The organism is Symmachiella macrocystis, from assembly GCF_007860075.1.
Classification (GTDB): Bacteria; Planctomycetota; Planctomycetia; order Planctomycetales; family Planctomycetaceae; genus Symmachiella; species Symmachiella macrocystis.
On record NZ_SJPP01000002.1, the window covers coordinates 1 to 22,415 of the forward strand.

Genomic DNA, 22,415 nt, shown 5'->3' on the forward strand with positions numbered 1-22,415 from the left:
CCCCGGTGCCGGAGACGAAACTGTTCTGTTCGCCGGCTTCCGCTACGCTCCAGCAGGCGAACAGAACAACCCGTGATACAATTGAACACTAAGTCATGTGACTGGTGTCATCCATGGGGGCAGGTCAGATCGCGCTGGAAACGACCTGGAGCCCTGCTGGTCTCCTGACGGCGACACGATCGCCTGCACCGTGCAAGGCTCCGGGCGCCGTGACGTACTTGCGGTGAATGCACGGGCCGTGGTTCCAGAGCGCGGGAAGGCGTTGACCGGCGCCGGCCGATTCATGAACGTGAGCGGCATTCGCTGGTCACCAGACGGCCAATGGATCGCCGGGACGTTTGAGAAGCACCTCCGCGACGTCGGCTCGGGATGCTTCGTCGTGCGCACGGACGGTGCCGGCCTCGATGAGCTCGTAACGGCGCCGCCGCTCAAGCCGCATCCCGGCGGCGAGTTGCGCGGCCACCAACTGATCGGCGGCTGGTATCTGGGCGGCGATGCCTCGGACCCCTTCATCCTGCGAACCTTCAAAGATCTCTCGTGGTCTCCGGACGGCCAGACAGTTGCCTTCCGCTCGAACATGGACCCCAGCGGGTACGACTTCTTCTACACCGTTCCTGTGGCGGGCGGCGAAGCGACACGACTGGACCATACCCTCAGCCCGATGGGCATCAAGAACGAGCCAATCCCGCTGAACCCGGACGGCGGACCGCAGGAGACCCAAGAGGCCGTCCCGGCGCAGAAACTGCCGACGGGAACGGATCTCCTTGCCCGGGCCCCGGAATTCTGGATGTTCCGCACCGATCCGGACAAGATTGGAGAGACGGAGAAGTGGTTCGAACAGTCAATGAAGAAGTCTCCTTGGACCGCTATCTCGACTCACGACTTCTGGGACAAAGCCTTAGGAACGAAAGAAGACCCGCACTACATCGGTGACGGCTGGTACGCAGTTGATTTGATCATTCCGCCCGCACAAGGAAAGAAGGTCTGGCTGCACTTCGGCGCGGTGGATGAGAACTACACGTTCTGGATCAACGGCAGTTACATCGGAGATAACCTCGCCGCGGGCACGTCCATGTGGGACCGGCCGGTGAGCGTGGAAATCACTGACAGGTACAACGAGGGGCAGCCCAATCACGTTGTCGTCCGCGTCAGGAACACGCTCTCGGCAGGCGGCATCTGGAAGCCGGTATCGCTGCTGGTCGCAGCACCTACGTTCTACGAAGGTTTTGATTACACTGCGGGCAGGTCCAACCTGAATGGACAGGGCCGTTGGGTGGCCCATCCGGATGATCATGCTAGTTTGAACGTGCCTTCTGGCAGTTATGCATACACGGATAAGAATGCCAAGACTCTTGTCACTCGCGGCAACAGGACGGACGGTGGGCCGGCCCGTTGCGGGAACCAAAGGCCACTCAACGCGGCAACCACGGAGCTGTTCGGAGTGACGCAGACCATCTACGCGTCGGTTCTCTGGCAGAACTTAGGCAACCTGATCCTCAAAGGCAGTGGTGCGGGTGGGTTGAACTTAAGTGCGGGTGCGAATGCAGCCAGCGCTGCGATGAGGGCCAGCCTGGCAGATATCGACGGCAGCAGCAGTGAGACTGTGTACGGCCCGGCCGTACCCTACGGCACGCCCGTGTTTCTCGGCATCAAGATCGACAACGTCGCGGGAGGCACGGAGACGGTTACGGTCGCCGTGAACCCCGATCTGAGCGACCCCAATTGGGCCGCTGCGGGAACATGGTCGGTAAGCGGTAAGGACATTGGCGTCCCGACCGTCGTTGAGGTGAACACCATGGGAGATCAGATCTCTCTCAAGGGCCTTGGATTGGGTATTGATGAGATCCGCATAGGCGCTACATGGGCAGATGTCGCCCCGATCGTTCCCCAATCGAGGGTCATTCCTGGACAGACTTCGAAGTAGCGTGGCGTTGGATTCCGGTCTCGCCCTCCGTTCATCATTGTTTTTGGACCGCTCGATCTTGAGATATTACTACCGCCGCGCTGCTTGAAGCGAGTGCCCAACAGTTCAAGCTCTGTGATGAGGCCACGCTGACGGTTCGCAATCAGCTGGAGTTGCCTCGCATTTTAGTCCACAACGCTCGTCGATCAATCTGTTCCCGGATCAAAGCCAGGCCAAGATTCAGACAATCCAGCTTGCCAAAGTCTCAGTTGTCAAAGAGCTTGAAGGTCGTCTGAATACTTTGCCTTTACGATCACGAACAATCAGGTTCGCGTTGGTCCGCATCCACGGTTGCCTGGCGCTATTCGACAATAAAGCCGTGATACAGCCCCATGTAGTAGGGCAGCAGGAACGAAGCGCCGTCGCATAGCGTTTTTCCGTCTCCGGCTTCGTCGAGTGACCACACGTCCTTGTTCCAGAATTCCAAGAAATGCTCGTCGATCGGTACCGTGTAGCCCGAACGAAGCAGGCCCTTCTTCTGCCCCCACTTCTTCCACCACATCTCGTACCAGCCTCCCTCCAAGGGGACAATGTCTTTGCGATGGCTGTTCCGAAAGCCCCAACCCACGCGGTCGCGGGGGTATCTCCGTAAGGTGAACAGAGCCTCCTCCAGAGCCGACTTCGGTGCCTTTCGTCGATACGTCCCTGACTCAATCGTGTCGAAACAGGAGGCGAAAATGTAGTTGAACAACGGGTTGCGTTCCGCTTCAACGAGCTTCCAGTACGGCATGAGCGAAATTAGGTAGTGCATCCGCAGCTCAGGATCATCTTCATAGTTGATCAGTCCGTAATACGACATGAAGGCCATTTCGTCGTCGGATTGATTGCCGGTCCCAATTCCCATTTGGCGTTTGGCGAGCAGCGTGTTGGTGGCGTAGAGATGCTCTTTCACCAGCGTCTGGTACGCCTGCTGATATTTGTTATCGCCTGTCACATGTACGGCAACTTTGAGGAATGACAGCATGCTCAAAGAGTTTATCCCACGCAGTCCGGTCGAGAAATTCAGGTCACGATTCAACTCCTTGGGGCTAAATCGCCCCCATCGTGTCGGCTTTCCGTCGTGATCGACCAGCTGAAAGTCGTGGTCGATCAAATGATCGGTGACGCGGGCCACGACCTCGCGGACCATCGCTTTCTCCTCCTCGTTCTCGGCGACCAGATCGTAGTACAGCCCGTAGAGGAAATAGTGCCCGTCCAATTCGTCGGAACTGGTGTCGGTCTTCCAGTACCACTTTCCGTCCGCGCTCACCGGCCATCGTGGCTCGATGACTTTCCACAAGGGATCTTCGTCGCGCTGCTTGGCGACGTCCCGTTCTCGGTTGTCGTGATCGTTGGGGTTCCGTCCCTCAATCGGCAGCACCGTTCTTGCGGGGAAGCCATGAGGTGCGGGATGTTCTCCTCCTTGTGTGACGTCGCTGAGGAACTTCATCGCCAACATGGCCTTGGTGGCACGCTGTTTGGCGAGAGGGTCCTTCGTCGCGGCATACGCAAAACACTCACCCGCCCCGTACATGGAAGTCCATAGGCCATCGTTGTCACTATCGTGCGGCTTGATGTGCGACTTGTCCCCCGGTTCGTCCAGGCCTACCGACATCACGAATCCAAACGGAGTCCGACGGTGATATTTGTCGATCTCGTCCTCGAAGAAGCGAGCCTTCTCGGCCAGGGAAGTCACTTGCTGTTGAATGCGCCCCACCCCCTTCGCGGTTGCAAACCACGTATCCCCATTGGCGGAAACCGCAATGTCACGGATGACGTCATCGGGAACCCAGCGAAGTCCCCGACGATAAGACCATTCCCCTTCGTGATAGCGAATTGCTCCAATCGTCGTTCCCAACCACGTTTCCGTCTTGCCGGTCGCCAGCGAAGTGAAGTCGTCATACGGCAGCCCTTCGACTCCCGTGAACAGTTGCCATTCGCCACCCGTCCGCACGCCCATTCCTTGCGGGCAGGCAAACCAGAGTCGTCCCTGATCGTCATAAGCGACGCCACGCACATTGATGGGAGCCCAACTGTAGCTTCCGGCTCCAGGATGCAGTCTCTCCCAGCTCTCTTGCCGTTTCCGTTCAAACAATCCGGTCGATGTGCCCAGCACCAGATCTCCGTGATTGTTGACAGCAATTGCGAATACCTGTGACTCATCTGTTGCAATATCACGGAAACGTCCAAATCGCTTGATTTCTGTCCCGTCTCGGAAGTAGAGCCCCCGCGTTGTGCCCAGCAACAGACTCTTCCCCCCCCCGAGGCAAGTCACCTCAACGTCGTCTTTCCAACCGGGAGGCAGGCTGATGACTGTCGCGAGATCACCGTCTTTGTAACTCATGATGGAATCACCCATGAGGAAAACGACTCCACCACCCCAGGCGGTGAGATGGGTCACTGCCTGGAAGGCGGCTGCGATTGGCTCGAAGCGATCACCAGAGAACTGGGCCAATCCTGCTTCGGTTCCTGCCCAAACCGTGCCGTCTGTCGTGACGGCAATGCTGCTGACCACATCGGAGGGAAGACCGTCATCCGTCGTGAAGAACTGACGTTCGTCATTAAGAAACCGACCGGACTTGACGCCCCCCAAACCCTTGTTGCCGTTGTGCCCCGCATGGCTGGTGACGGCGATAGTTGTCGTGACGATCAAGCAGGTGGCCACACTCAGCAGAGGGAAGCGAGTCTGCCGTTGATCATCACGTCGCTTGAAGATCGGTCGTGTTCTGTTGTCGTGCATGATTCCTGGCGTCTCCCAATTCCTGGATGTTGTCGACGATGTTGTGAATTCCTGAGCTTCCGGTTGTTTTCTCGGAACTCGCCCGATGCGCTGTGGAATGATCGATCGAGTCGCAACGATCGTCTATCGAAAAACTAACGTCCATTCGCATAGAGCTTTTCACTCCTGCGATTCTCCTCTGCCGATTAGTCGCCGCTGGAAAGGTAGAGATCACCTTTATGCTTTGCCAATGCCTCGTCGCAAGACGGGGGAGGTCATTTCGCTTTCGTGACCCACTCAACATTGAAGGCCGCATGTTGAATTGTAGCTCCTTCGCCGGTGCGCTTGTGCGAATAGGTCACGTGCAAATGTCCATCGCTAGCCTGAATGAGAGACGGGTAGGAAAAGCCACCCTCTCCCCGTCTCGCGCGCTCAATGTGCCTTTTCCATTTCCAGGTCTGCCCTTCATCGTCCGAAACTGCAACGGCGAAGCGATGCCGACCACGTTCGGTATCGTTGAAGGCCATGGCCCACCGTCCGTCGGTCAACACAATCACTTCCAAACTTGACCCAGGGTTGGGGATGTCGGTGTCGCGCGCAACAGACCAGGTCAAACCGCCATCATCAGAGGTGCTCGACTGCGCACGCTTGGGCAGCGCTCCGTCGTCGCGGTGAAACGTCTTCAACTGTCCGGATTTCAACTGGACGATCGTCGGCTGGCTCGCCCCCAGTCCCACGATGGGGCGACTCGCATTCCACGTCTTTCCATCGTCATCGGAAACAGCCATCAGACACTGGACGAAGCCATCAGAATAAAGCGGGACCAAGATACGCCCACTTGGTAGTTGAACTGGATGAATACGCGTCATCCAACCGACCTGTCGTTTCACGGGATCCTCAGCGGCCGCCACGATCAACTTCTGAAACGGTAGTGCGTATTCCCCCCAGACTCCATCATCCACCTGCAGCTCCCGAAAGCCTTTTCTCAGATTCTCCGCGAAATTCTTGCCTGGCTTGAGGATGATTATGTCTTGCCACGACCAGTTTGGTGCGCCATTTCCTGCGTAATCGTGAGCCACTCGATACTTGAGGATTGACCGCTCCCAGCGATTGGCGCGGACGACAACCCAGAACAACCACAAACGCTTTTGGCGATCAACGAACAATACGGGATTGCAATCCGGCAAGTTGGGTGTGTCAGCCATCAGAAAAGGCTCACTCCAAGCCCTTGTATCACGCTTGAGTCGCGCCCCTTGAATTACGACGTCGTTCGCATTGCGCTCCCCAGAACCGTGATACCAACACGCCAACAAGTCGCCGTTGGGACACTCGACCAGGCTGCTTCCATGAGTGTGTTTCCCTTGCGCGGGAAAAATCGGCGCAGTGTGGAAAGTCGGCTCGGCGGAAAGAACAACATTCGTCTCAAAAACAGTAATAAAAAGAGGGATCAGAACCAGCCATTTCATGGAACAGTTTCCTTTACGGCATCTTGTGTTCGAATGCGGTGAGGTCAACTGTCGGGAACGAATCATTTCACCCGTCTTGGAGAATTCCAGATGTGATTTCAGTTCAAATTGATGGTGTACACGACCACCTGTTCGCCAATGTTTTTTGCCTGCGCAGCCCAGTTCCCATCGGGTTGAATCACTCCCGAGGGAGCAGAGCAAGGGATGGTCGTCGGGGCACAATTGTCTGCACTGACAACCCAGACCTTACCAGCAGAGGCCCGCATCCGCATGTTGTTTTCGTGGTAAGGCCAATAGACTTCCTTGGACCAGGATTTCCCATCCCGCCCGCCATTGATGGCCACAAAGATAATTTCTGCACCCTTCTCTGAAAGTTTTTGACTGAGATGTGGATCAGGCATGGAGGTGCATTGAGGATTTCCCCACATGTCGTTGCAGATCAATCCGCCCACTCGAACCCCCTTGATCTCGAACGTCCGCAGTGGGCGGGTGCCGTAATCGTTGATCTCACCCTTATAAGGTTTCGTGAGTGAACTGCAGAGCAAGGTCTTGGTATGAAATCCCAGAAGTTTTCCATGTTCGTCATAGAAGCGGATTTCGTTGTAGACCTTGTGGTCGTCCGGTTCAACAAAACAGGTTCCCAACGCCAGGGCGATTTTGGCTTCGCGCGTCCGTTTGAGGATCTTCTCAAGTTGCTCGTCGACCGCCACTTGGTCAAATTTCGGCGTATAACCGCTCAAGGAACCTTCGGGCGTGAGCAAAATTTCCGCACCTTCGTCGATGGCGATGTCCAAGGCACGGTGTATCGCAGCTGCATTGGCGGAGACATCACGCGTGACGGGCAATTGAGCAGTCGCCACCCGCAATTGCTTGGCCGGTTCTGCATGCACGATCTTGAGAGCCACGGGACCGAGGATGATGCTCGCTGCTACCGTCAAACCAAAGACAATAAATACCCGCTTCATAAGGATCTCCTCCCAAAATATGCGAAGTGATTCCGACGCTACCGAATGATTGATTGAGGTTGAAACAATGATCGTATCCTGATTGGGGAAATGGCGATAGGGTTTAGCCGGGATGTCCTATTTACGGGACGTATACCTCCGTGGGAACAGATCACGTCGTCATGCAGTTTCCGAGCAGAGCTTAGCTTCTCGGGTCTTAAGCACTGCTGGGAACAGGTTTCATGAGACCCGGATCTAAATCCGGGCAATAGTCACTTCTCCGACCGCCCGACCGTATCAATGGAACTTGTGAACCCTGGGCCGCCGGCGGCAACGTAGCCATGACTTGCGCCGGATCGATCAGGTGAAACCCAGAACGAGTACAACTGCCCGTTCTTCAAGTGGAAACGAAACCTCACCGGCTCATTTGTTTTAGTCAGCGCCGACAGGTCGTCTACTCCTTGCCAACGAACTGCCTGCAGCGTTTTATCCGCAACGACCGGTCGACAACGATCTTTGGAAAATGATGGAATGACCTTTCCCGCTCGATCGAGAACTTCGACTCGTAACTCGTCGGCGGCGGCCACGTTGACAAACAAATATTTACCTTTGAATCGAATGGGGCGCGTGGTCAGCACGCCTTCCGCCTCACCGGCATCCATCGAGGCAAAACCGTCTCGACGGATAGTTGCCAGCCCGGTGCTGCAGAATTGATGGTTCCCGGCGAAAAGCCTGCGACCGCTCACGTAGATGTAGAGTTCGTCCCCGACGACAAGGCAACAGCCACCCGCGGATTGAATGTTGCCGGCATTCCAGGCACTTATCTCCTTGGAGATTCCAATAATCGGCTCGCGGTAGGGGCGATGCCAGTGAAATCCGTCCCGGCTAAAACCAACCACAAGCTCTTTGATCTTTGGACGACCATCGTGTCCTCGCCCGTTTCTCGGCCCTCGCAACATGCTAAACATGCCAAGCATCACGCTTTCGTAGGCTACTGCGTCGAGATTGTAGAGTTCCGGCCGAAAATTTAGCCCGGGATAGCTCGTGTCACACTTGTCGGCACAGATCCAGAGAGGCAACCTCATCGGGTCTTTTTCCACTTTTGGCCCGACCATTGGCCGAGTGAAGTGCTTCCAATCGATATCGACAGTGGGATCCTGGGTCTCCCAGTAGCGGCGATAACGTCCAATCGAAGGGTGGCTGGACCTCACACTATGTACCCAGACGTTGCGGAAGGGATTGTAGAAGAAGGTGGTCGGGCTGGCAGCAGGTCCCGTCCGTGCGATTTCAACACCCCAGTGAATTCCGTCTGCTGAATCGAAGATGCCCCATCCCGATTTGCCTTGTTCTTCTCGCCAAATTTTGAATCGCTTTTTCGAGTTTTTCTCGTCGAGGTCCAGCCAGACAGTCGTGGTATCACCGACTCCCGGGGAAACGATATTCGTCCCCGGCACCACGTCCAAGTTCGGCTTTTCCCAGCGAATTCCATCGTGGGAGGTGGCGTAACACCGGTTGAGAAGGTACCCGCCCATGTACCACATTTTGAAAAGCTTGTCCTGCGGGTCGTACCAGACTCCATCACTGAAAGGCATTGCCGTTGGCCCCCCTTCACTGGTACCCGGAGCCGATCCCTGTTCCTAAGGTTGATCCGGTACGAGCACTGGACTAGCGGGGTGATACTTTGCTTTGTGATACGTTCTCTTCAACGTCGTTGTCTCAATCAGAAAATCATCGATGAATAACTGCCGTCCCAGATGAATGGGAATCACGTCCGGAGGAGTCTCCAGATAGGGCACGCTCATCGGTTCATTGCGAGTGAGTTCACGAAACTCCGGGGGCCAGGGGGATGTCAGGCGAATTCCGTTGTACAGAGTCCTACCGTTTCTGGCGGCAGGCCGCGCGGATGTGGATTTTGGATCACCCGCATATCCAGAAGTGACGCAAAAGACAGCCGCTATACAAAAAAGCGTTGAGCAGATCCAAAGCGTCACAGCTCGTGTCAACAAAGACTTTCGGCAGGTCATTTCATTTCCATTCGTTTAGTCACGTGTACGGACAACGCATGGCGGTTCGGGACAACGACCCGCAGCAGTTGCTCGACGTAAATCAAAAATGGCTCATTTGCTCAGAATCCCGCATTTTGCATGTATAAGTAGTTGATACCTTCCACGAGTCAATCGCCGCTCTGAACATTGATTGGCCGATGCTGCTTCGCCGAGACCAACCTTAGACGCTCCCATGGTGTTTGGAGATGGGCCCCTCATTCCAGCCAATACGAATAGAACTGCGTGTTGCGGAGCCTGAATCGCAGGCTCACACTTTGGGCCTTCAGCTTGGCGATGTTTCCGTCGGCCCACGTCACCCGCTCACGCATCAGATCGCCGCTGAGCGGCTCTGATTGGGCGACGACATTGCCGGCTCCATCCAACACATCCACACGAAGCTCGCCCTGCCGTGCGTCAAGGTTGACGAAAAGCTTGGAGCCGGTCGGCTCGAAGGGTTCCGTCTGGATCATGCCTTCGGTATCACCTGAATCCAGCGAGATGAACCCATCCCGGCGTAGCACGGCCAAGCAAATCGCACCAGCGTTGCGTTCGACGTCTTTCGGCTGGGCACGGTATTGGATTCCCGTGTAATAGAACCACAACTCGTCGCCGCGAATCACCGGGGAACTCGGTCCAATGAGTTGCGTCAGATCGTAGGCGCTTTTGCCAATCGGTGATGGCCCGATAAACGTCTTGCGGTTGCCAAGTCGTTTGAACGTCTTGAGATCTCGACTGCACACGAGTTGGATTAGGTGGAAGCCGTCTTTGTTCCAGCGATTGTCATTGGAGTGGAACATGGCCGGGGTTCCGATGTAGAGGCCTTCATAGCGAAACAACCCTATGTTGTACACATCCACTTTGTGTTCCGCGATATGGCCTTTGTATGAGTCGTGAATGTCCCACAGGGGCCCCTGGATTTGAAGCTTGGGGTCAGCCCGGCGAGCCTTGATGTTTTCTCGGCCGCGTTGCTGATCGAATTCGTCGGCATGGAACAGCACGCCGGTGTCTTTCCAATTCGTGAAATCTTGGCTGGTCCAGATACCATGCGAACGGCCAAACGGCCCGCCCCGCTTTAGCGTAGCGATGAACGTCTTGTGCTCACGGTCGTAGCTAAGGTTGGATTCATCTGATGAAGGAAGCACGGCTGCGTCCAAAAGCTTCCAGCGGATACCATCGGCGCTGACCATCGGCTTGCGGTTGATAACTCCGTAAAAACCTTTGAAGCGTCGGTTGTGATCGGGGTCATCGGGATCATAGACAACATTTTCAATGCCGTTTTCGGGCCACGCATGGCCGGGAACGACGGAGATGAAATTGTTCTCCAGCGAACCTTTGATGTTCATCTGCCCCAGCACAGGCTTGGTCCAACGCAGGCCGTCCTTGCTTTCCGCGTAAGTCGTCCCTGCTAAGCCGGGAATGTTCGTGGAGGTGATCATCCAGATTTTGTACACGCCCCGTTCTTCATCCCAAACCGGCGCGCAGCGGGTTTGCAGCGTGGTCTCCCACTTTTGGTCCGGAATGATGACCGCTCCACGCTTGGCCGGCCGGTGCATCGTGCGTTTGAGGTTATCGATCTTTGCGATGCCGACATCGTCAAGGAACAGCTGCCGCTCGCCCGACGGCACTTGGAAGGCCTTCTCATCATCCGCCGCAGCCAATACGGACATCTGTGACACGATCATAACGACCGCGGCACCGCCCCACAGAACCTTTGAGATCCAGTTTGCCATTTGCATGATTCGGTCCATTGTCAGCACAGATTGGTTCGAATACGCCTCGTCTTTCAAACACTCCACAATTGACAAGCTCTTCAATAATCGACGACCGGTATTTTTCTAGACACGCCAGAATATTCGCTTGCGGTAGAGATAGTAAAGAATCCCCCACTTCATCGAAAACATGATGACTTCAATGAACAGCGGATGTAGCTTACTTTGCTCGTCATGTAGTAACAAATGGGCGATGTCTCGGAAGGCTATGAATTGTTGAGCGACGTAGATGAGCAAGGGATTCATTCCAATGACAACAAACACGAATGCCCAGGCTCGGATTTTCCAGACATCGATGATCAAGTAGAACAAAGCAAGGGACATCAGACTCCAGCCGATCGTCACCATTACGAAAGAACTGGACCACAGATTTTTGTTGATCGGGAATTGGCTGTCCCAAGACTGACCGATCAGCCAGGACACGATTCCGATCAGGAACATGATCCCCACTTTTTCATAGCCCGACCTGTCAGTTTTCCGAATCAGATCGCCTGTCATGATTCCGGCCAATACATTCACCACGGATGGAATTGTTGCCAAGAGACCGTTGGGGTCGCGATCCGTCGCGTATAATCGCCCTGGCATAAACATGCGGTCGATGTAACTGGCCAGAGTATGTCCCGGTGTCAAATCGCCTGCTCCATACCCTGGCACGGGAATCAGCGTCATCACTGCCCAATACCCGAGCAAGATGGAAGCACAGCAAACCAGGCGCCCTGCCCAGTTCTTGATATGCATCGCCAGAAGCGCACCAACCATGTAACCTAAGCCGATACGACCGAGCACGCTGCAATAGATGACGTTATCGAATTCGAGAGACAACAGGCCGTTGCAGATGGCCCCCAGCAAAATCAACGAGCATCCTCGCGTGAAAACGTGAACATGCAAGGTCCATAACCCCTCGCCCCGTTCGATCCGCTTGTTGAGCGAGAACGTAAACGACACGCCTGCAAGAAACATGAAGAGCGGGAATATCAAATCGAAGAATGTGAATCCGTTCCATTGGGGATGATGGAATTCGGTCTCGATTCTCTTCAAAAACTCCCAGTCAGTATATTCCGCCGAAAGGCGAGTCATATTCTCTGCGCCAGCGATCAAGAACATGTCAAACCCGCGCAATGCGTCGAGGGACATCAATCGCTGCGGAGTCGTGAGAAGTTTTTGTTGTGTTGTCATGCTGAGTTTCTCAACCGCTGATTGCCTCTACGCTGGTTCAAGGACAGGACGTTAATCTTACTCTTAATCGCAATCTCAATCTTGCCCGACGAGGACGAAGACTATGTGTCTGATTGATTTTATTCGCAAGTTGCTCATTCGTTACGGCTTTTAATGTGTGATAGGCTGTTTCGGCCTAGCGCTCCTGCGGCCGATGCCTCAACGTATCGGCCGGACTGCGAACGCCCCCGCCGCATTTGTGTCTTTTCGCAGAAGGAGGTGTTTTTGCGCGCTGTGTTCAAGTTGCGACGCCCGTGCCGGTCATTCAGAGATTCTCTCTCTTTGTGTTAACCAAACGTGGGTACCAAAACATTTTCACCGACCGGTTATGCCCCAAATGTGGTGCCGACCACGTGGCCGAGATTCTCTATGGACTTCCCAACGACACTGAGGACCTGCAACGGGAATTGAACGCGGGACGAATTGTTCTTGGGGGCTGCGTAGTAACTGGCGATGATCCAGAGTGGCACTGCAATGAATGCCAGCACGACTGGCGATCGGACTCGTAATACAAACTCTGGCGTATACGGCGGCTGTTCCCGCTGGCCATTTCGTAAAGTTGAATTTTCCAGAAGTACCTACGAGGCAACATCTTACGGTGACTTGGCGTGGCGGACTGTTATCTCACGGCACATTGCCACAAACTCCTCGACGGTCAACGTGCTTTTTGCCGCGTTAACCTGTTGATCGACGACCCATAGATTGCTGATCTCGTGCGTTCCACCGCGGGAGAGCGGGACAATGTGGTCGAGCGAAGCATTCTCTGGAGTGAGTTCGCGTCCGCTGAGAGCACAGCGGAAACGTTGGCGTTCAATCAGTTCCATGATCATCTTGGCGGTGACAGTCGCGGGTGTTGGCATATCGGCCTCCTTTCCTCTTGTTGTGGTTGTTGGATACAGTGTGCGCCCAGCGAATCCATCCACTGCGGCTGTGGCGGCGAAAGCGGTTGTTGCCTTGCTCCCAGAGACGTGTTTTGGCATCACTCCAGGTACGGGTTGAGTAGCACTGGAATCGCTGTCTCCCACGGGCTTTGGTGGGAGAGAATCGACGCCGCAATCGGAGTGATGCGGCTAGGCTTTGCACTTTTCTCTTCCAGGGAGTCATTCGGCGCCTACCGGATCGCCTGGACAATTGGCTCTTCATGCGTTGGACAGCCAATCGCCATTCCCACGCTCGGAGTACGGGGGAGTCAAGAACGCCTTCGAGATCCGACAGTCGCTTCTTGCTGGACAGCGGGCGTCCGTGCCGGTCGACAAGAATGACGACATCTCCCAGGTCGATCGCGTTGACGGTTACTTGTTGCACATTGATTTCATGGTTCACTTCGTCATTCCTCCGTGCGGGATGTCCGCATTTGCCACGTGACGCAACTCTTGCCCGCGTGTTATGGAGGGTGGTGAAGCAGGACCGTCGCTACATCCAGAGTTAGATCCTTCGCCGTGGGCGAACGCTTGGCCACGGGAGGGTTGCGTCCGCCACTTTTCGGGTGGCTCGTCACTTCTGAATGGTTGCCGCGATGGGTGGAGGTTTGTGGACGTCACATTCATGTTGATTTCTGTCGTTGCGAGGTTACGAGGTTATGCGGGTTATTTTCCCGCTACTTTTATGTGCGCGGTTTTTGTTCCTGCGCGTGCGCGCCTGCGCACATGCGAAGGGAGAGAAATCGGGGCGTAACCTCGCAAAATCGCCGTAAGTCCTTATGCCCCTTCAAAAGGCATGCGAGGTTACGGTCTGAAAGTGCGAGGTTATGGGCTCCAAAAGCGAGGTTACGTGCCCAATTTGCGAGGTTAGTCCTTCCTCGGTGGACTTGCGCGTGTAGATCGCACAACGAACCACTGTGGCGGGTTGGCTGCGGGCACCGTTGGAGCGTGTAGCTATGTTGGTCATCGGCGCGCCTCCTTTCGCAACCGAAAGAAGAGGTAACCGTTGGTATGCGTGCCGGTGATTGCTTTGGCCACAGCAATCAAAGATCGGTAGACTTGGCCATCGTGCTCAAAACCATGTTCCAAGACACGGACTTGTACGGTTTGTCCTTTGTACTCGCGGGTCAGCACCGTCCCTGGCAACGGCAGACGCTGATCGCGGGAGAACGTCACTGTGGATGTGGTGGTCAACTCTGACGGCGACGGGGATTCCGGCGTCAACTTCGGCGGTGACATTCGCAGATCGGCTTCATTCGCCAATTCGTCCGCCCGCTGGCGGGCGCGCTTCGACAAGCCGCCTTCCGCCTGAGCCTGCATTCGCCAAGCGATCCGCTTGATCAGCCAAGCCTTGTTACCTGTGCGGGTTTCGTCATCGAAGAGTTCCGCGTATTTCACACGGAGCTCCTTGACGGTCATCTTTCTCAGTGTGGCAACTTCTTGACCAATGCTCAACGACATGCGTTTCTCCTTGTCTGGAGTTCTCAAAAACCGTTAACCGTGGTGGTCACTGAGCACGGTTTCTGGAGGAACCTCAAGGCATGTCGGGGAATTGGTTTGTGAAATTTCGCCAGATAGTGCCGCACGGGTGCTGAGTCTGAGAATGGCGGCGGCGAAGATGCGTGCGAGTTCGGGGCGAAAGTCATCGGGATCTGGACAAGTACCGTTGTGCCGGGGCATAGTGTCTCCAGGGGATTGTGTAGAAGAGCGGCAAGACGACAGTCCAACCGCAACAGCCCGATCGACGGGCTCTACTTGGAGAACTACCCGGTGGTGGTTGGATGTGACGAACCGCGATGCATCAACATCCCAACGTCGTGCCGAGCAAACTGACACAGAAATTGAGATCGCGGACGAATCAGACCGAATTGACGACGCGTCAAAGCAACGTTTCTTCGGACAGATAGGCCGTGGGACCGTGAGCAAATTGCGGGTGCCGCACCGCGCGGCTACGATATGCTCTCCGGGTTCATGCTGATCGGCAAGGTGAGGAAAACCTTTTCAGCCTGATCATGGAACGCCCAGAGTGGCGAGAACTCGCGCAGAAATGTCCAGAATGTTGTGACACACAGCACCACTCGCCACCCCAATTCAAACTCTGCAATGAACAGTTACGCCCGTTATCAGACATTCTTCGGCGATATCCACAATCATTGTGGCATTTCATACGCGCACGGTTCGCTCGAAGACGCACTCAACAATGCTCGGCAGCGGCTGGACTTTGTGAGTGTGACGGGACACGCGCACTGGCCGGACATGCCTGAGCCTGATGAGGAGATTCAATACATCATCGACTTCCATGAGAAAGGTTTTGCGAAACTCAAGGCCGGCTGGAATGAGATGATGGAAACCCTGCGTTCCTTCGATCAGCAAGGTTCGTTTGTCGTGTTTCCGGGATTTGAAGTGCACTTCACGGCGACCGGCGACCGAAACATCGTCTACCGCGATCTGTCCGGCGAGATACTGTATCCGACTGATCTCGATGACCTTCATGCACAGCTGCGTCGATTGCGTGAACAGGGCATCGATTCAATTGCACAGCCGCACCACGTTGGATATCGGACCGGTACGCGCGGTATCGACTGGGGTTCGTTCAGCGACGGGTTCGCCCCGTTTGTTGAAATGCTGTCGATGCACGGTTGCTCCGAATCGAATGAAAACACCCGTCCGTTTCTGCATTCCATGGGCCCCAGCGACTTTGAGAGTACCATCCAAAGAGGGCTCGAGCGTGGCCTGGTTTTCGGATTCTCAGGCGGTACCGACCATCACAGTGCCCATCCCGGCAGCTATGGCCACGGGCTCACCGGCGTCTGGGCAGAGCAACTGACGCGTGACGGCATCTGGGACGCGTTGACGAATCGTCGCATGTATGCGCTCACGGGCGACAAGATGGACGTTCGCTTTACTGTCAACGACGCCCCCATGGGTGCGGTTACGTCCGCAAGTCAAAAACGGAAAGTCGCTTTCGACGTCGAAGCCGGAGCCGCTATCGACTGTGTGGACATCCTTCGCGATGGACAACTGGTGCGGCGATTTTCACAGTATGAGATCGACAGCTCGTTAGCCGCCGACACGATTCGAACAAAGCTGTTTCTCGAAGTTGGCTGGGGAGTGCGACACAAATCCACCGACTGGCTGATTGAATTCGGAATCAGCGACGGAACCATCACTTCCGTCGAGCCGCGTTTCCGGGGCTTCGAGGTCGTGTCGCCGACGGAAGCCACCGAAGTGGATACCTGTTTCCACAGCCGTGTCGTGGAGGCGTCTGAGCGCTCCGTTGTGTTTCAAACACGAACATCCGGCAATCCGAATAACTCAACTCCGGCCATGCAGGGTTTGTGTCTGCTGGTCGCAGTCCCGCGCACGGCTGTTGTTAAGGCTGTCTTGAACGGAAACTACGTGGAATGGCCGATTGAAGCGCTTACCGCAGGTGCTCGCACGGGACACCTGGGCAGCATCGATTCCGCTGCATGGCGATTTCACCGAGCTCCGCTCGAGCACGAATGGCGTTGGGCCGGAGAATGGGTCGACGAACGTGATGGCGATTCGAGCTACTACCTGCGTATACGCCAGCGCAACGATCAATGGGCATGGACGTCACCGGTGTTTCTGCGCTAACAGCGCTTCTTATTGACGAAGGGGCTGTAGAATCGATGAAACTGAGGATAGTGTTCAGCCACATGTCTGTGCGGATATGGATGGGTGATGTGTTGCAACACCATCCATTACCGGAAATGTCGCAGCCGTGTACCTGTTGACCTCCATCGGCGATTTGGTCGATTGATTTCTTCTTGGTGAAACGAAGTCGAGTTCCGATGGGAAACATCTGAACTGTGATGTGTGCAGGACAAAGAAAACGGTCGGAAAGATTATTTCTCGTCGAACCGGCTTGAAACTACGAATACTGACTGAATTAACTCATATCGACCAAACTCAACTCAATTGAGGCACCGAATGCGACGAACATGCTTATCAGCCTGCCGTGACGCGATGGGACAAAAATATTTAGTGGTTTTTCTGGCTGCGGTTGCGTTTTTTCCGTGTGTAGTTAATGCGGAATTGAAGCAGCCGAATGTTGTCGATGTCGGTGCCAAGAAGCAGATATTTCTAGACGGATTGTTTCTCGATTCACAAAACCACGTCCGTCTCACCATGCATAAACCTTATCGCGATGGTCAGATCCTCATCAAACCAGACCGTCCCTGGGAAATGGATCCCAAAGGCAGCGAACAGCGAATCAGCCTCTACAGTTGCGTTCTCAAGCAGGACGGTCGTGTCCGTGTTTGGTACGGCATGGGGCGGGGAGTTGGCAGCCCGGAAATCCGCGTCCTCTATGCGGAATCCAAGGACGGGATCCATTTTACGAAGCCGGAACTCGGCCTGCACGAAGTCGATGGGTCGAAGGCAAACAACATTGTGCTGCCCGGGCCGCGCATTGCAGGTGCCGCGGTTTGGGTGGATCCCAAAGCCCCGCCGGAGCACCGCTACAAGACGCAGACCAAGGTGTATCCCCCGGGCCAGCGGGAGAAATTGGAGATGCACAGTTCGCCGGACGGCATTCACTGGAATCTTTTCGCCGAGCCGAAAGTTGGCCATATCGACACGCAAAACATCATTTTCTGGGAACCGAGTGTCGGACGCTACCTGTTTTTCACGCGCTTCTGGGAGAAGAATCTGGATTTAAACAAACGCTACCGTACGGTACGGCGACTGGAGTCCGACGATTTAGTCACGTGGGAGAACGAGAAGCCGATCATGGTGCCGGACGATCGGGACTGGAGCATTCACCCGCGTTCCGGTGTATCCGGAAGGCCTCCCGCAGATTTCTATGGGGGCGCTGTCTTCAAGTACGAGGAGGCGGACCAGGCCTATCTAATGTTCACGCAATCGTACTGGCACTGGATGGACTGGGGAGAAGCGGGATTGGGCCCGGCGACGATTGACGTGCAACTGGCGGTCAGCAGAGACGCGGAGCAATTTGAGCGTGTTGGCGGGCGGCGACCGTTTTTAAGCCTTGGACCGGAAGGACGATATGACTCGCGGTTCATCTGGGCGATGCCGAATCCGATTCGCATGGGGGACGAGCTTTGGATCTACTATGTCGCTTCGAACCGAGACCACTCTCGTATCAGCAAGATCGACCCGCTGGCAGGAAGAGAACTGTCTGGAATCGGTCGTGCCGTCTTGCGGCTGGATGGTTTCGTCTCGGTTGACGCCGGTTATCGTCCCGGCCGTTTTACGACGCCACCACTGCGTTTTCAGGGAAATCACTTGGAACTCAATGTCGATGCTGCCGGTGGTGGATCGGTCCGAGTCGAGTTGCTCGATGAGAACAGAGAGCCAATCAAAGGATTTGGAAAGGATGAGGCCATTCCAATTGCGCGCAATTCCGTGCGCATGCCGGTAGTCTGGAAGCGTAATCCCGACTTGAGTGCTCTAGCCGGGCGCACGGTGCGTATGCGATTTCACATGACAAACGCCAGCCTGTACGCTTTTCAATTCAAAAAGATTGATACGGCAGAGAATTGATTTGCGGCTGGTGTGACGCGGGCTGCCAGCACGCGAGGCGATCCAGCCCTGGTCAGAAACGGCCAAACAGAGCTTGCCGAGGGAGAATCCCCTCAAGAAGAATGATAGGCTGACACTAACATAAAGAGTGATGCCGTCCGTGGGGGCAGGTCAGGACCACGCTTGTTGAGACCGTGCAGCGTTCCTGCTAGGATCTGTGATCGAAAGCCAAGAACACGGCCAAGCGACTTCAACAACCCATCGAACACCGAACCGGCCAACACAAAATGAAACATCGATTCGCGATCGCAGCGGTTATCTGCCTGTTCGGGCTCAACACAACTCGTTCTGACGACAGCTATCGCGTTCAGGCAGTGAAGGGCCCCTATTTCCTCTGCGACGAACGAGTCACGGAAGATCGCTGGCTCTCAGAGCGATTCATCGTGCCACTCCAAAAACACAGCGACGAACCGCTCATCGTTAAGGAGCACGAATGGGAAGGATCGGGGCCGTATCTGAATGGCTCAGTCCTCCACGATCCAGAAGCCTCGCTGTACCGGATGTGGTACAGCGTCTGGAACAGCCACAATTACTTCAACAAACTGCCGTTCTCGTACAACGTCTGTTATGCAGAGTCGGACGATGGCATTCATTGGCGGAAACCCGCACTGGGTGTGTTCAAAGGCGAGCCCAACCCCAAGAACAATTGCATCCGACTCGGCACTGACAAAACCCAAGCGATCGACGTCTGCATAAACCCGCGTCCCGACAAGTACCCGGGACAATTTCTTGCCATTCATAATCAGAAGGGAGGCGTGTTCGCGTCGACCTCCGAGAATGGCAAGACATTCACATTTCTCGATGAAACACCCGAGATTGCGTATCACAGCGACACGCACAACAACTTCGCGTATGACGAAGTTCGAGATCGATGGCTATTGTTCTGTCGACCGCGTGCATACGCCGGTGACCACAAACGGCGCGTCTCGATGCAGACGAGTTCGGACCTTAAAAACTGGACGCATGAGCGAACCATCCTCGTCCCAACTGAGACGGAGCCACCAGAGTTCTACGGGATGACTGTGTTCCGGCGCGGAGATCTCTTTTGGGGAATCATCAAGGTCTATGATCGAGGCCCGGGGTTCATGCACGGAGAGATTGCCTGGAGCAGTGACGGAGAACACTGGAACCAGATCCCCACACATCCCGTGTTCCTCGAACGCGGACCGAGTGGTTCGTGGGATCACGGCATGGTAATCACCGCCGACGAACCAGTAGTTGTCGAGAACGAAATGCGCTTCTACTACAGCGGGGCTAAGGCATCCCACCATGAGACGCGCAATCAGCACGCGATCGGGCTGGCGACCGCACAACGCGACCGGCTCGTTGGTCTTCGTCCGTCGGGCGACAAATCCGGTTATGTGCTAACACGACCATTCCCACGTCAGCAGGACGATGATCTTACCGTCAACGCGATCATCTCGAAAAATAATGGCGTCCTCCGAGCCGAACTCCGGGATGACGGCAACCACGTGCTTGAGGGATTCGCACTCGAAGACTGCGACGCCGTCACCACTTCCGGATACGCAAAACGAATCACTTGGAAAGGAAGAATTCTCGGCAAAGCCCCCCTCTCGGAAGTCCGCATTCGCTTCGAACTCACCAGCGCTCAGCTCTTTACGTTTGACATTGCGAAGCCAGTATCGAATTAGATTGAATAAGAGCAACGTAGGCTCCACTGTCAGGTTGTGATTTTGTCCCGCTTAACTACCGTTTCGAACTGGATTAGGTTCCTTCGCGGCGTCGGTGGAATTCTTTCCCGCTACATTGCTCCTTTTCTCGGGCTTCCGCCCGCCGCTTTAGGTAACGAGCGCGGGCTTGCGGCCCGCTGGCACTCATTCCTTCCGCATTACAAACAATGCCAGTCCAGCTTTCCTTCGCAATGCCAACGTCCGTTGAAAATTGTGAGCCAACGCTTGCAACAAACTCACCGACTTGGCTTTGACTAACCCGCGAACATAAAATTGTTCCAAGTTCCGATCGCGACAAGTCGCATTGGGAAACTCAGCCTTCACACTTTTCCTCGTACTATGTCTGATTCTCGACGGTAAAAAACGCAAACTTTTCCCCGAGCAGGTCCGATGACAGACAGTGACATCTCAGCCATCGACGTCCACGCCCACTACGGCAAATTTTTTCGCGCTAACAACAGCGCGCTGAGCAATGCCTTTGCCTCGGGCGATGCTGCCACAGTGGTGCGGCGGGCGAAGCAGTGCGGCACCGAAATCACAATCGTCTCGCCGCTATTGGGATTGATGCCGCGCGGCGAGAGTGATGCGGTTGCAGGAAACAGCGAAGCTGCCCGAATCGTCCCGGCAACGCCCGGCCTCAGACAATGGGTCATCATCGACCCCTCCAACCCTGCTACATTTGAACAGGCGGAGCAGATGTTGCCGCTGCCGCATTGCGTCGGCATTAAGATTCATCCCGAAGAGCACCTCTATCCCATTCGCGAGCATGGAAGACGCATTTTCGAATTCGCCGCAGCCCACAAAGCGGTGGTACTCACCCATAGCGGAGAAGAGAACAGCCTGCCCGCGGATTTTTTGCCGCTGGCCAACGAATTCCCAGAAGTGACTTTGATCCTGGCCCATATTGGCTGCGGCTACGACGGGGACCGGACACATCAAATCCGGGCGATCAGCCAATCCCGCCACGGTAACATCTATGCTGACACATCCAGCTCCAACAGCATTCTGCCCAATCTGATTGAATGGGCGGTCGGTGAAGTCGGTCCCGACCAGATCCTTTACGGCACGGATACGCCACTCTACTTTGCCCCGATGCAACGCGCCCGCATCGACCACGCAGACCTACCGGACGACGCCAAACAAATGATCTTCCGCGACAACGCCCTGCGGCTCCTTGATTTGAACCTAGTTTTACCAGATTGAAGGGCCTGGCGGCAAAGAGGTCTACGAACCCGGCTGGTGAGAAAAGTGTTTCAAATTAGGGCCGAACCCTAATCACGCAACACCGCGAACGACTCGATCACGATTGCTTCACTTCGCCGCTTCAATCCCCTACGCGCCGCCCGCTGAGTTGGCAGTTCGGTGGCAACACCGGAATGAGCGCCTGCCGATTACCGGTCTCGTTCAACGTTCGCAGAATTCTGGAATGCCGCGATCGCAACGAAGCGATCGAATACCTGAGAGGCATTCACGCAGGCACCGCCATGAACTATATGTTGTGCGATCGGGAAATGGCGGTTTCCGTCGAGACCTGGGAAGACAACGCAAAGACTGTCGATGTATACGAAGGGAATTACGCGGTTCACTCCAACCATGCACTCCACAAAGGCGCACCGGTTACGTTTAAGATGAATGCCAGTTCTGGCGGAGGCTCGTATGGTTTCACCCACCAACGCTTGGAGTTAGGTTTGAAAATCATGAAGGAGAAGGCCGCCATGATGACCTTTGCAGGCGTACGAGCAATGAAGTCGACACGACCCATTCTCGTCTACCCCGGAAAGGCAACGGGGCGAACTCCTCCCCGTTCAAAACCCTCTTCGAACCAAATGTCTCTTTGCACAAAGAGATATTGGGGCTGTTAACCGCCCTAAGGCATGAAACGATCGCACGTTATGGCGTGAGCGGGGCAGGGGAGGCGACGCGAAATCGGCTTTGCGCGACAAAATCGAATGTCGCGCGCGCGATTTTTGGTTAACAGAAATGTCTCTCTTTGTGTTAACCGGAGGGAAGTGCCAAAACCTTTGCCCCATTGGTTAACAGCTTGCGCGACAAAGAGAGGTTTTTCAGCGTTCGACACCCCCAGTTTTCGGCGCCGACATGTTGCGACACGTATCCCAGCGGGGTACAAAAACAATG

Annotated in this window: 15 protein-coding genes; 6 read left to right on the forward strand and 9 right to left on the reverse strand. The window is 55.2% G+C overall.

The features are described from left to right. Window positions 1-97 precede the first annotated feature (97 nt). Window positions 98-1,924 (forward strand): PD40 domain-containing protein, encoded by a 1,827-nt coding sequence (locus CA54_RS18170; RefSeq protein ID WP_146372434.1) that lies wholly within the window; start codon window positions 98-100, stop codon window positions 1,922-1,924. A gap of 340 nt (window positions 1,925-2,264) precedes the next feature. On the opposite strand, the gene CA54_RS18175 is transcribed toward CA54_RS18170, so the two are convergent. From CA54_RS18175 to CA54_RS18215, 9 genes are all read right to left on the reverse strand, one after another. Beyond that, window positions 2,265-4,682, reverse strand: a complete 2,418-nt coding sequence (locus CA54_RS18175; protein WP_146372435.1) for a two-component regulator propeller domain-containing protein — start codon at window positions 4,680-4,682, stop codon at window positions 2,265-2,267. A gap of 254 nt (window positions 4,683-4,936) precedes the next feature. Further along, the gene (locus CA54_RS18180) at window positions 4,937-6,127 is read right to left on the reverse strand and encodes a sialidase family protein (RefSeq protein ID WP_146372436.1); all 1,191 of its coding nucleotides are present in this window, start codon (window positions 6,125-6,127) and stop codon (window positions 4,937-4,939) included. Between the two features lie 98 nt (window positions 6,128-6,225). Continuing rightward, window positions 6,226-7,092 carry a carbon-nitrogen hydrolase family protein gene (locus CA54_RS18185; protein WP_146372437.1) on the reverse strand — a complete coding sequence of 289 codons (867 nt, stop codon included), beginning with the start codon at window positions 7,090-7,092 and terminating at the stop codon, window positions 6,226-6,228. 251 nt (window positions 7,093-7,343) lie between these two features. Next, entirely contained in the window at window positions 7,344-8,663 is a 1,320-nt protein-coding gene (locus tag CA54_RS18190; RefSeq protein WP_146372438.1) for a glycosyl hydrolase family 32, read from the reverse strand. Window positions 8,664-8,708: 45 nt separating this feature from the next. Beyond that, the gene (locus CA54_RS29450; protein WP_197532587.1) at window positions 8,709-8,873 is read right to left on the reverse strand and encodes a hypothetical protein; all 165 of its coding nucleotides are present in this window, start codon (window positions 8,871-8,873) and stop codon (window positions 8,709-8,711) included. 458 nt (window positions 8,874-9,331) lie between these two features. Beyond that, complete coding sequence (locus CA54_RS18195; RefSeq protein WP_146372439.1) at window positions 9,332-10,852, reverse strand: hypothetical protein; 1,521 nt, start codon at window positions 10,850-10,852, stop codon at window positions 9,332-9,334. Between the two features lie 99 nt (window positions 10,853-10,951). After that, the gene (locus CA54_RS18200; RefSeq protein WP_197532588.1) at window positions 10,952-11,983 is read right to left on the reverse strand and encodes an acyltransferase family protein; all 1,032 of its coding nucleotides are present in this window, start codon (window positions 11,981-11,983) and stop codon (window positions 10,952-10,954) included. Between the two features lie 710 nt (window positions 11,984-12,693). Further along, window positions 12,694-12,960: an HNH endonuclease gene (locus CA54_RS18210; RefSeq protein WP_197532589.1), complete on the reverse strand. Its 267-nt coding sequence runs from the start codon at window positions 12,958-12,960 to the stop codon at window positions 12,694-12,696. Between the two features lie 1,023 nt (window positions 12,961-13,983). Then, on the reverse strand, window positions 13,984-14,481 hold the full coding sequence (locus CA54_RS18215) for a DUF2924 domain-containing protein (protein ID WP_146372443.1): 498 nt from the start codon (window positions 14,479-14,481) through the stop codon (window positions 13,984-13,986). Between the two features lie 642 nt (window positions 14,482-15,123). Here CA54_RS18215 and CA54_RS18220 point away from each other — a divergent pair. From CA54_RS18220 to CA54_RS30200, 5 genes are all read left to right on the forward strand, one after another. After that, the gene (locus CA54_RS18220) at window positions 15,124-16,638 is read left to right on the forward strand and encodes a DUF3604 domain-containing protein (RefSeq protein ID WP_146372444.1); all 1,515 of its coding nucleotides are present in this window, start codon (window positions 15,124-15,126) and stop codon (window positions 16,636-16,638) included. A gap of 336 nt (window positions 16,639-16,974) precedes the next feature. Continuing rightward, window positions 16,975-18,549 (forward strand): hypothetical protein, encoded by a 1,575-nt coding sequence (locus CA54_RS18225; protein ID WP_146372445.1) that lies wholly within the window; start codon window positions 16,975-16,977, stop codon window positions 18,547-18,549. Between the two features lie 266 nt (window positions 18,550-18,815). Further along, complete coding sequence (locus tag CA54_RS18230; protein WP_146372446.1) at window positions 18,816-20,240, forward strand: hypothetical protein; 1,425 nt, start codon at window positions 18,816-18,818, stop codon at window positions 20,238-20,240. 429 nt (window positions 20,241-20,669) lie between these two features. After that, window positions 20,670-21,482, forward strand: coding sequence for an amidohydrolase family protein (locus CA54_RS18235; RefSeq protein ID WP_146372447.1), 813 nt, complete (start codon window positions 20,670-20,672; stop codon window positions 21,480-21,482). Window positions 21,483-21,655: 173 nt separating this feature from the next. After that, the gene (locus CA54_RS30200) at window positions 21,656-22,141 is read left to right on the forward strand and encodes a carcinine hydrolase/isopenicillin-N N-acyltransferase family protein (RefSeq protein ID WP_146372448.1); all 486 of its coding nucleotides are present in this window, start codon (window positions 21,656-21,658) and stop codon (window positions 22,139-22,141) included. Window positions 22,142-22,415 lie beyond the last annotated feature (274 nt).

Bases quoted from the DNA above. Each gene is read 5' to 3' on its own strand.
- CA54_RS18185 (WP_146372437.1), bottom strand. From the start codon at position 7,092: ATGAAGCGGGTATTTATTGTCTTTGGTTTGACGGTAGCAGCGAGCATC.
- CA54_RS30200 (WP_146372448.1), top strand. From the start codon at position 21,656: ATGAGCGCCTGCCGATTACCGGTCTCGTTCAACGTTCGCAGAATTCTG.
- CA54_RS18180 (WP_146372436.1), bottom strand. From the start codon at position 6,127: ATGAAATGGCTGGTTCTGATCCCTCTTTTTATTACTGTTTTTGAGACG.
- CA54_RS18230 (WP_146372446.1), top strand. From the start codon at position 18,816: ATGAAACATCGATTCGCGATCGCAGCGGTTATCTGCCTGTTCGGGCTC.
- CA54_RS18210 (WP_197532589.1), bottom strand. From the start codon at position 12,960: ATGCCAACACCCGCGACTGTCACCGCCAAGATGATCATGGAACTGATT.
- CA54_RS18175 (WP_146372435.1), bottom strand. From the start codon at position 4,682: ATGCACGACAACAGAACACGACCGATCTTCAAGCGACGTGATGATCAA.
- CA54_RS18220 (WP_146372444.1), top strand. From the start codon at position 15,124: ATGAACAGTTACGCCCGTTATCAGACATTCTTCGGCGATATCCACAAT.
- CA54_RS29450 (WP_197532587.1), bottom strand. From the start codon at position 8,873: ATGAGCGTGCCCTATCTGGAGACTCCTCCGGACGTGATTCCCATTCAT.
- CA54_RS18195 (WP_146372439.1), bottom strand. From the start codon at position 10,852: ATGCAAATGGCAAACTGGATCTCAAAGGTTCTGTGGGGCGGTGCCGCG.
- CA54_RS18235 (WP_146372447.1), top strand. From the start codon at position 20,670: ATGACAGACAGTGACATCTCAGCCATCGACGTCCACGCCCACTACGGC.
- CA54_RS18190 (WP_146372438.1), bottom strand. From the start codon at position 8,663: ATGCCTTTCAGTGATGGAGTCTGGTACGACCCGCAGGACAAGCTTTTC.
- CA54_RS18225 (WP_146372445.1), top strand. From the start codon at position 16,975: ATGCGACGAACATGCTTATCAGCCTGCCGTGACGCGATGGGACAAAAA.
- CA54_RS18215 (WP_146372443.1), bottom strand. From the start codon at position 14,481: ATGTCGTTGAGCATTGGTCAAGAAGTTGCCACACTGAGAAAGATGACC.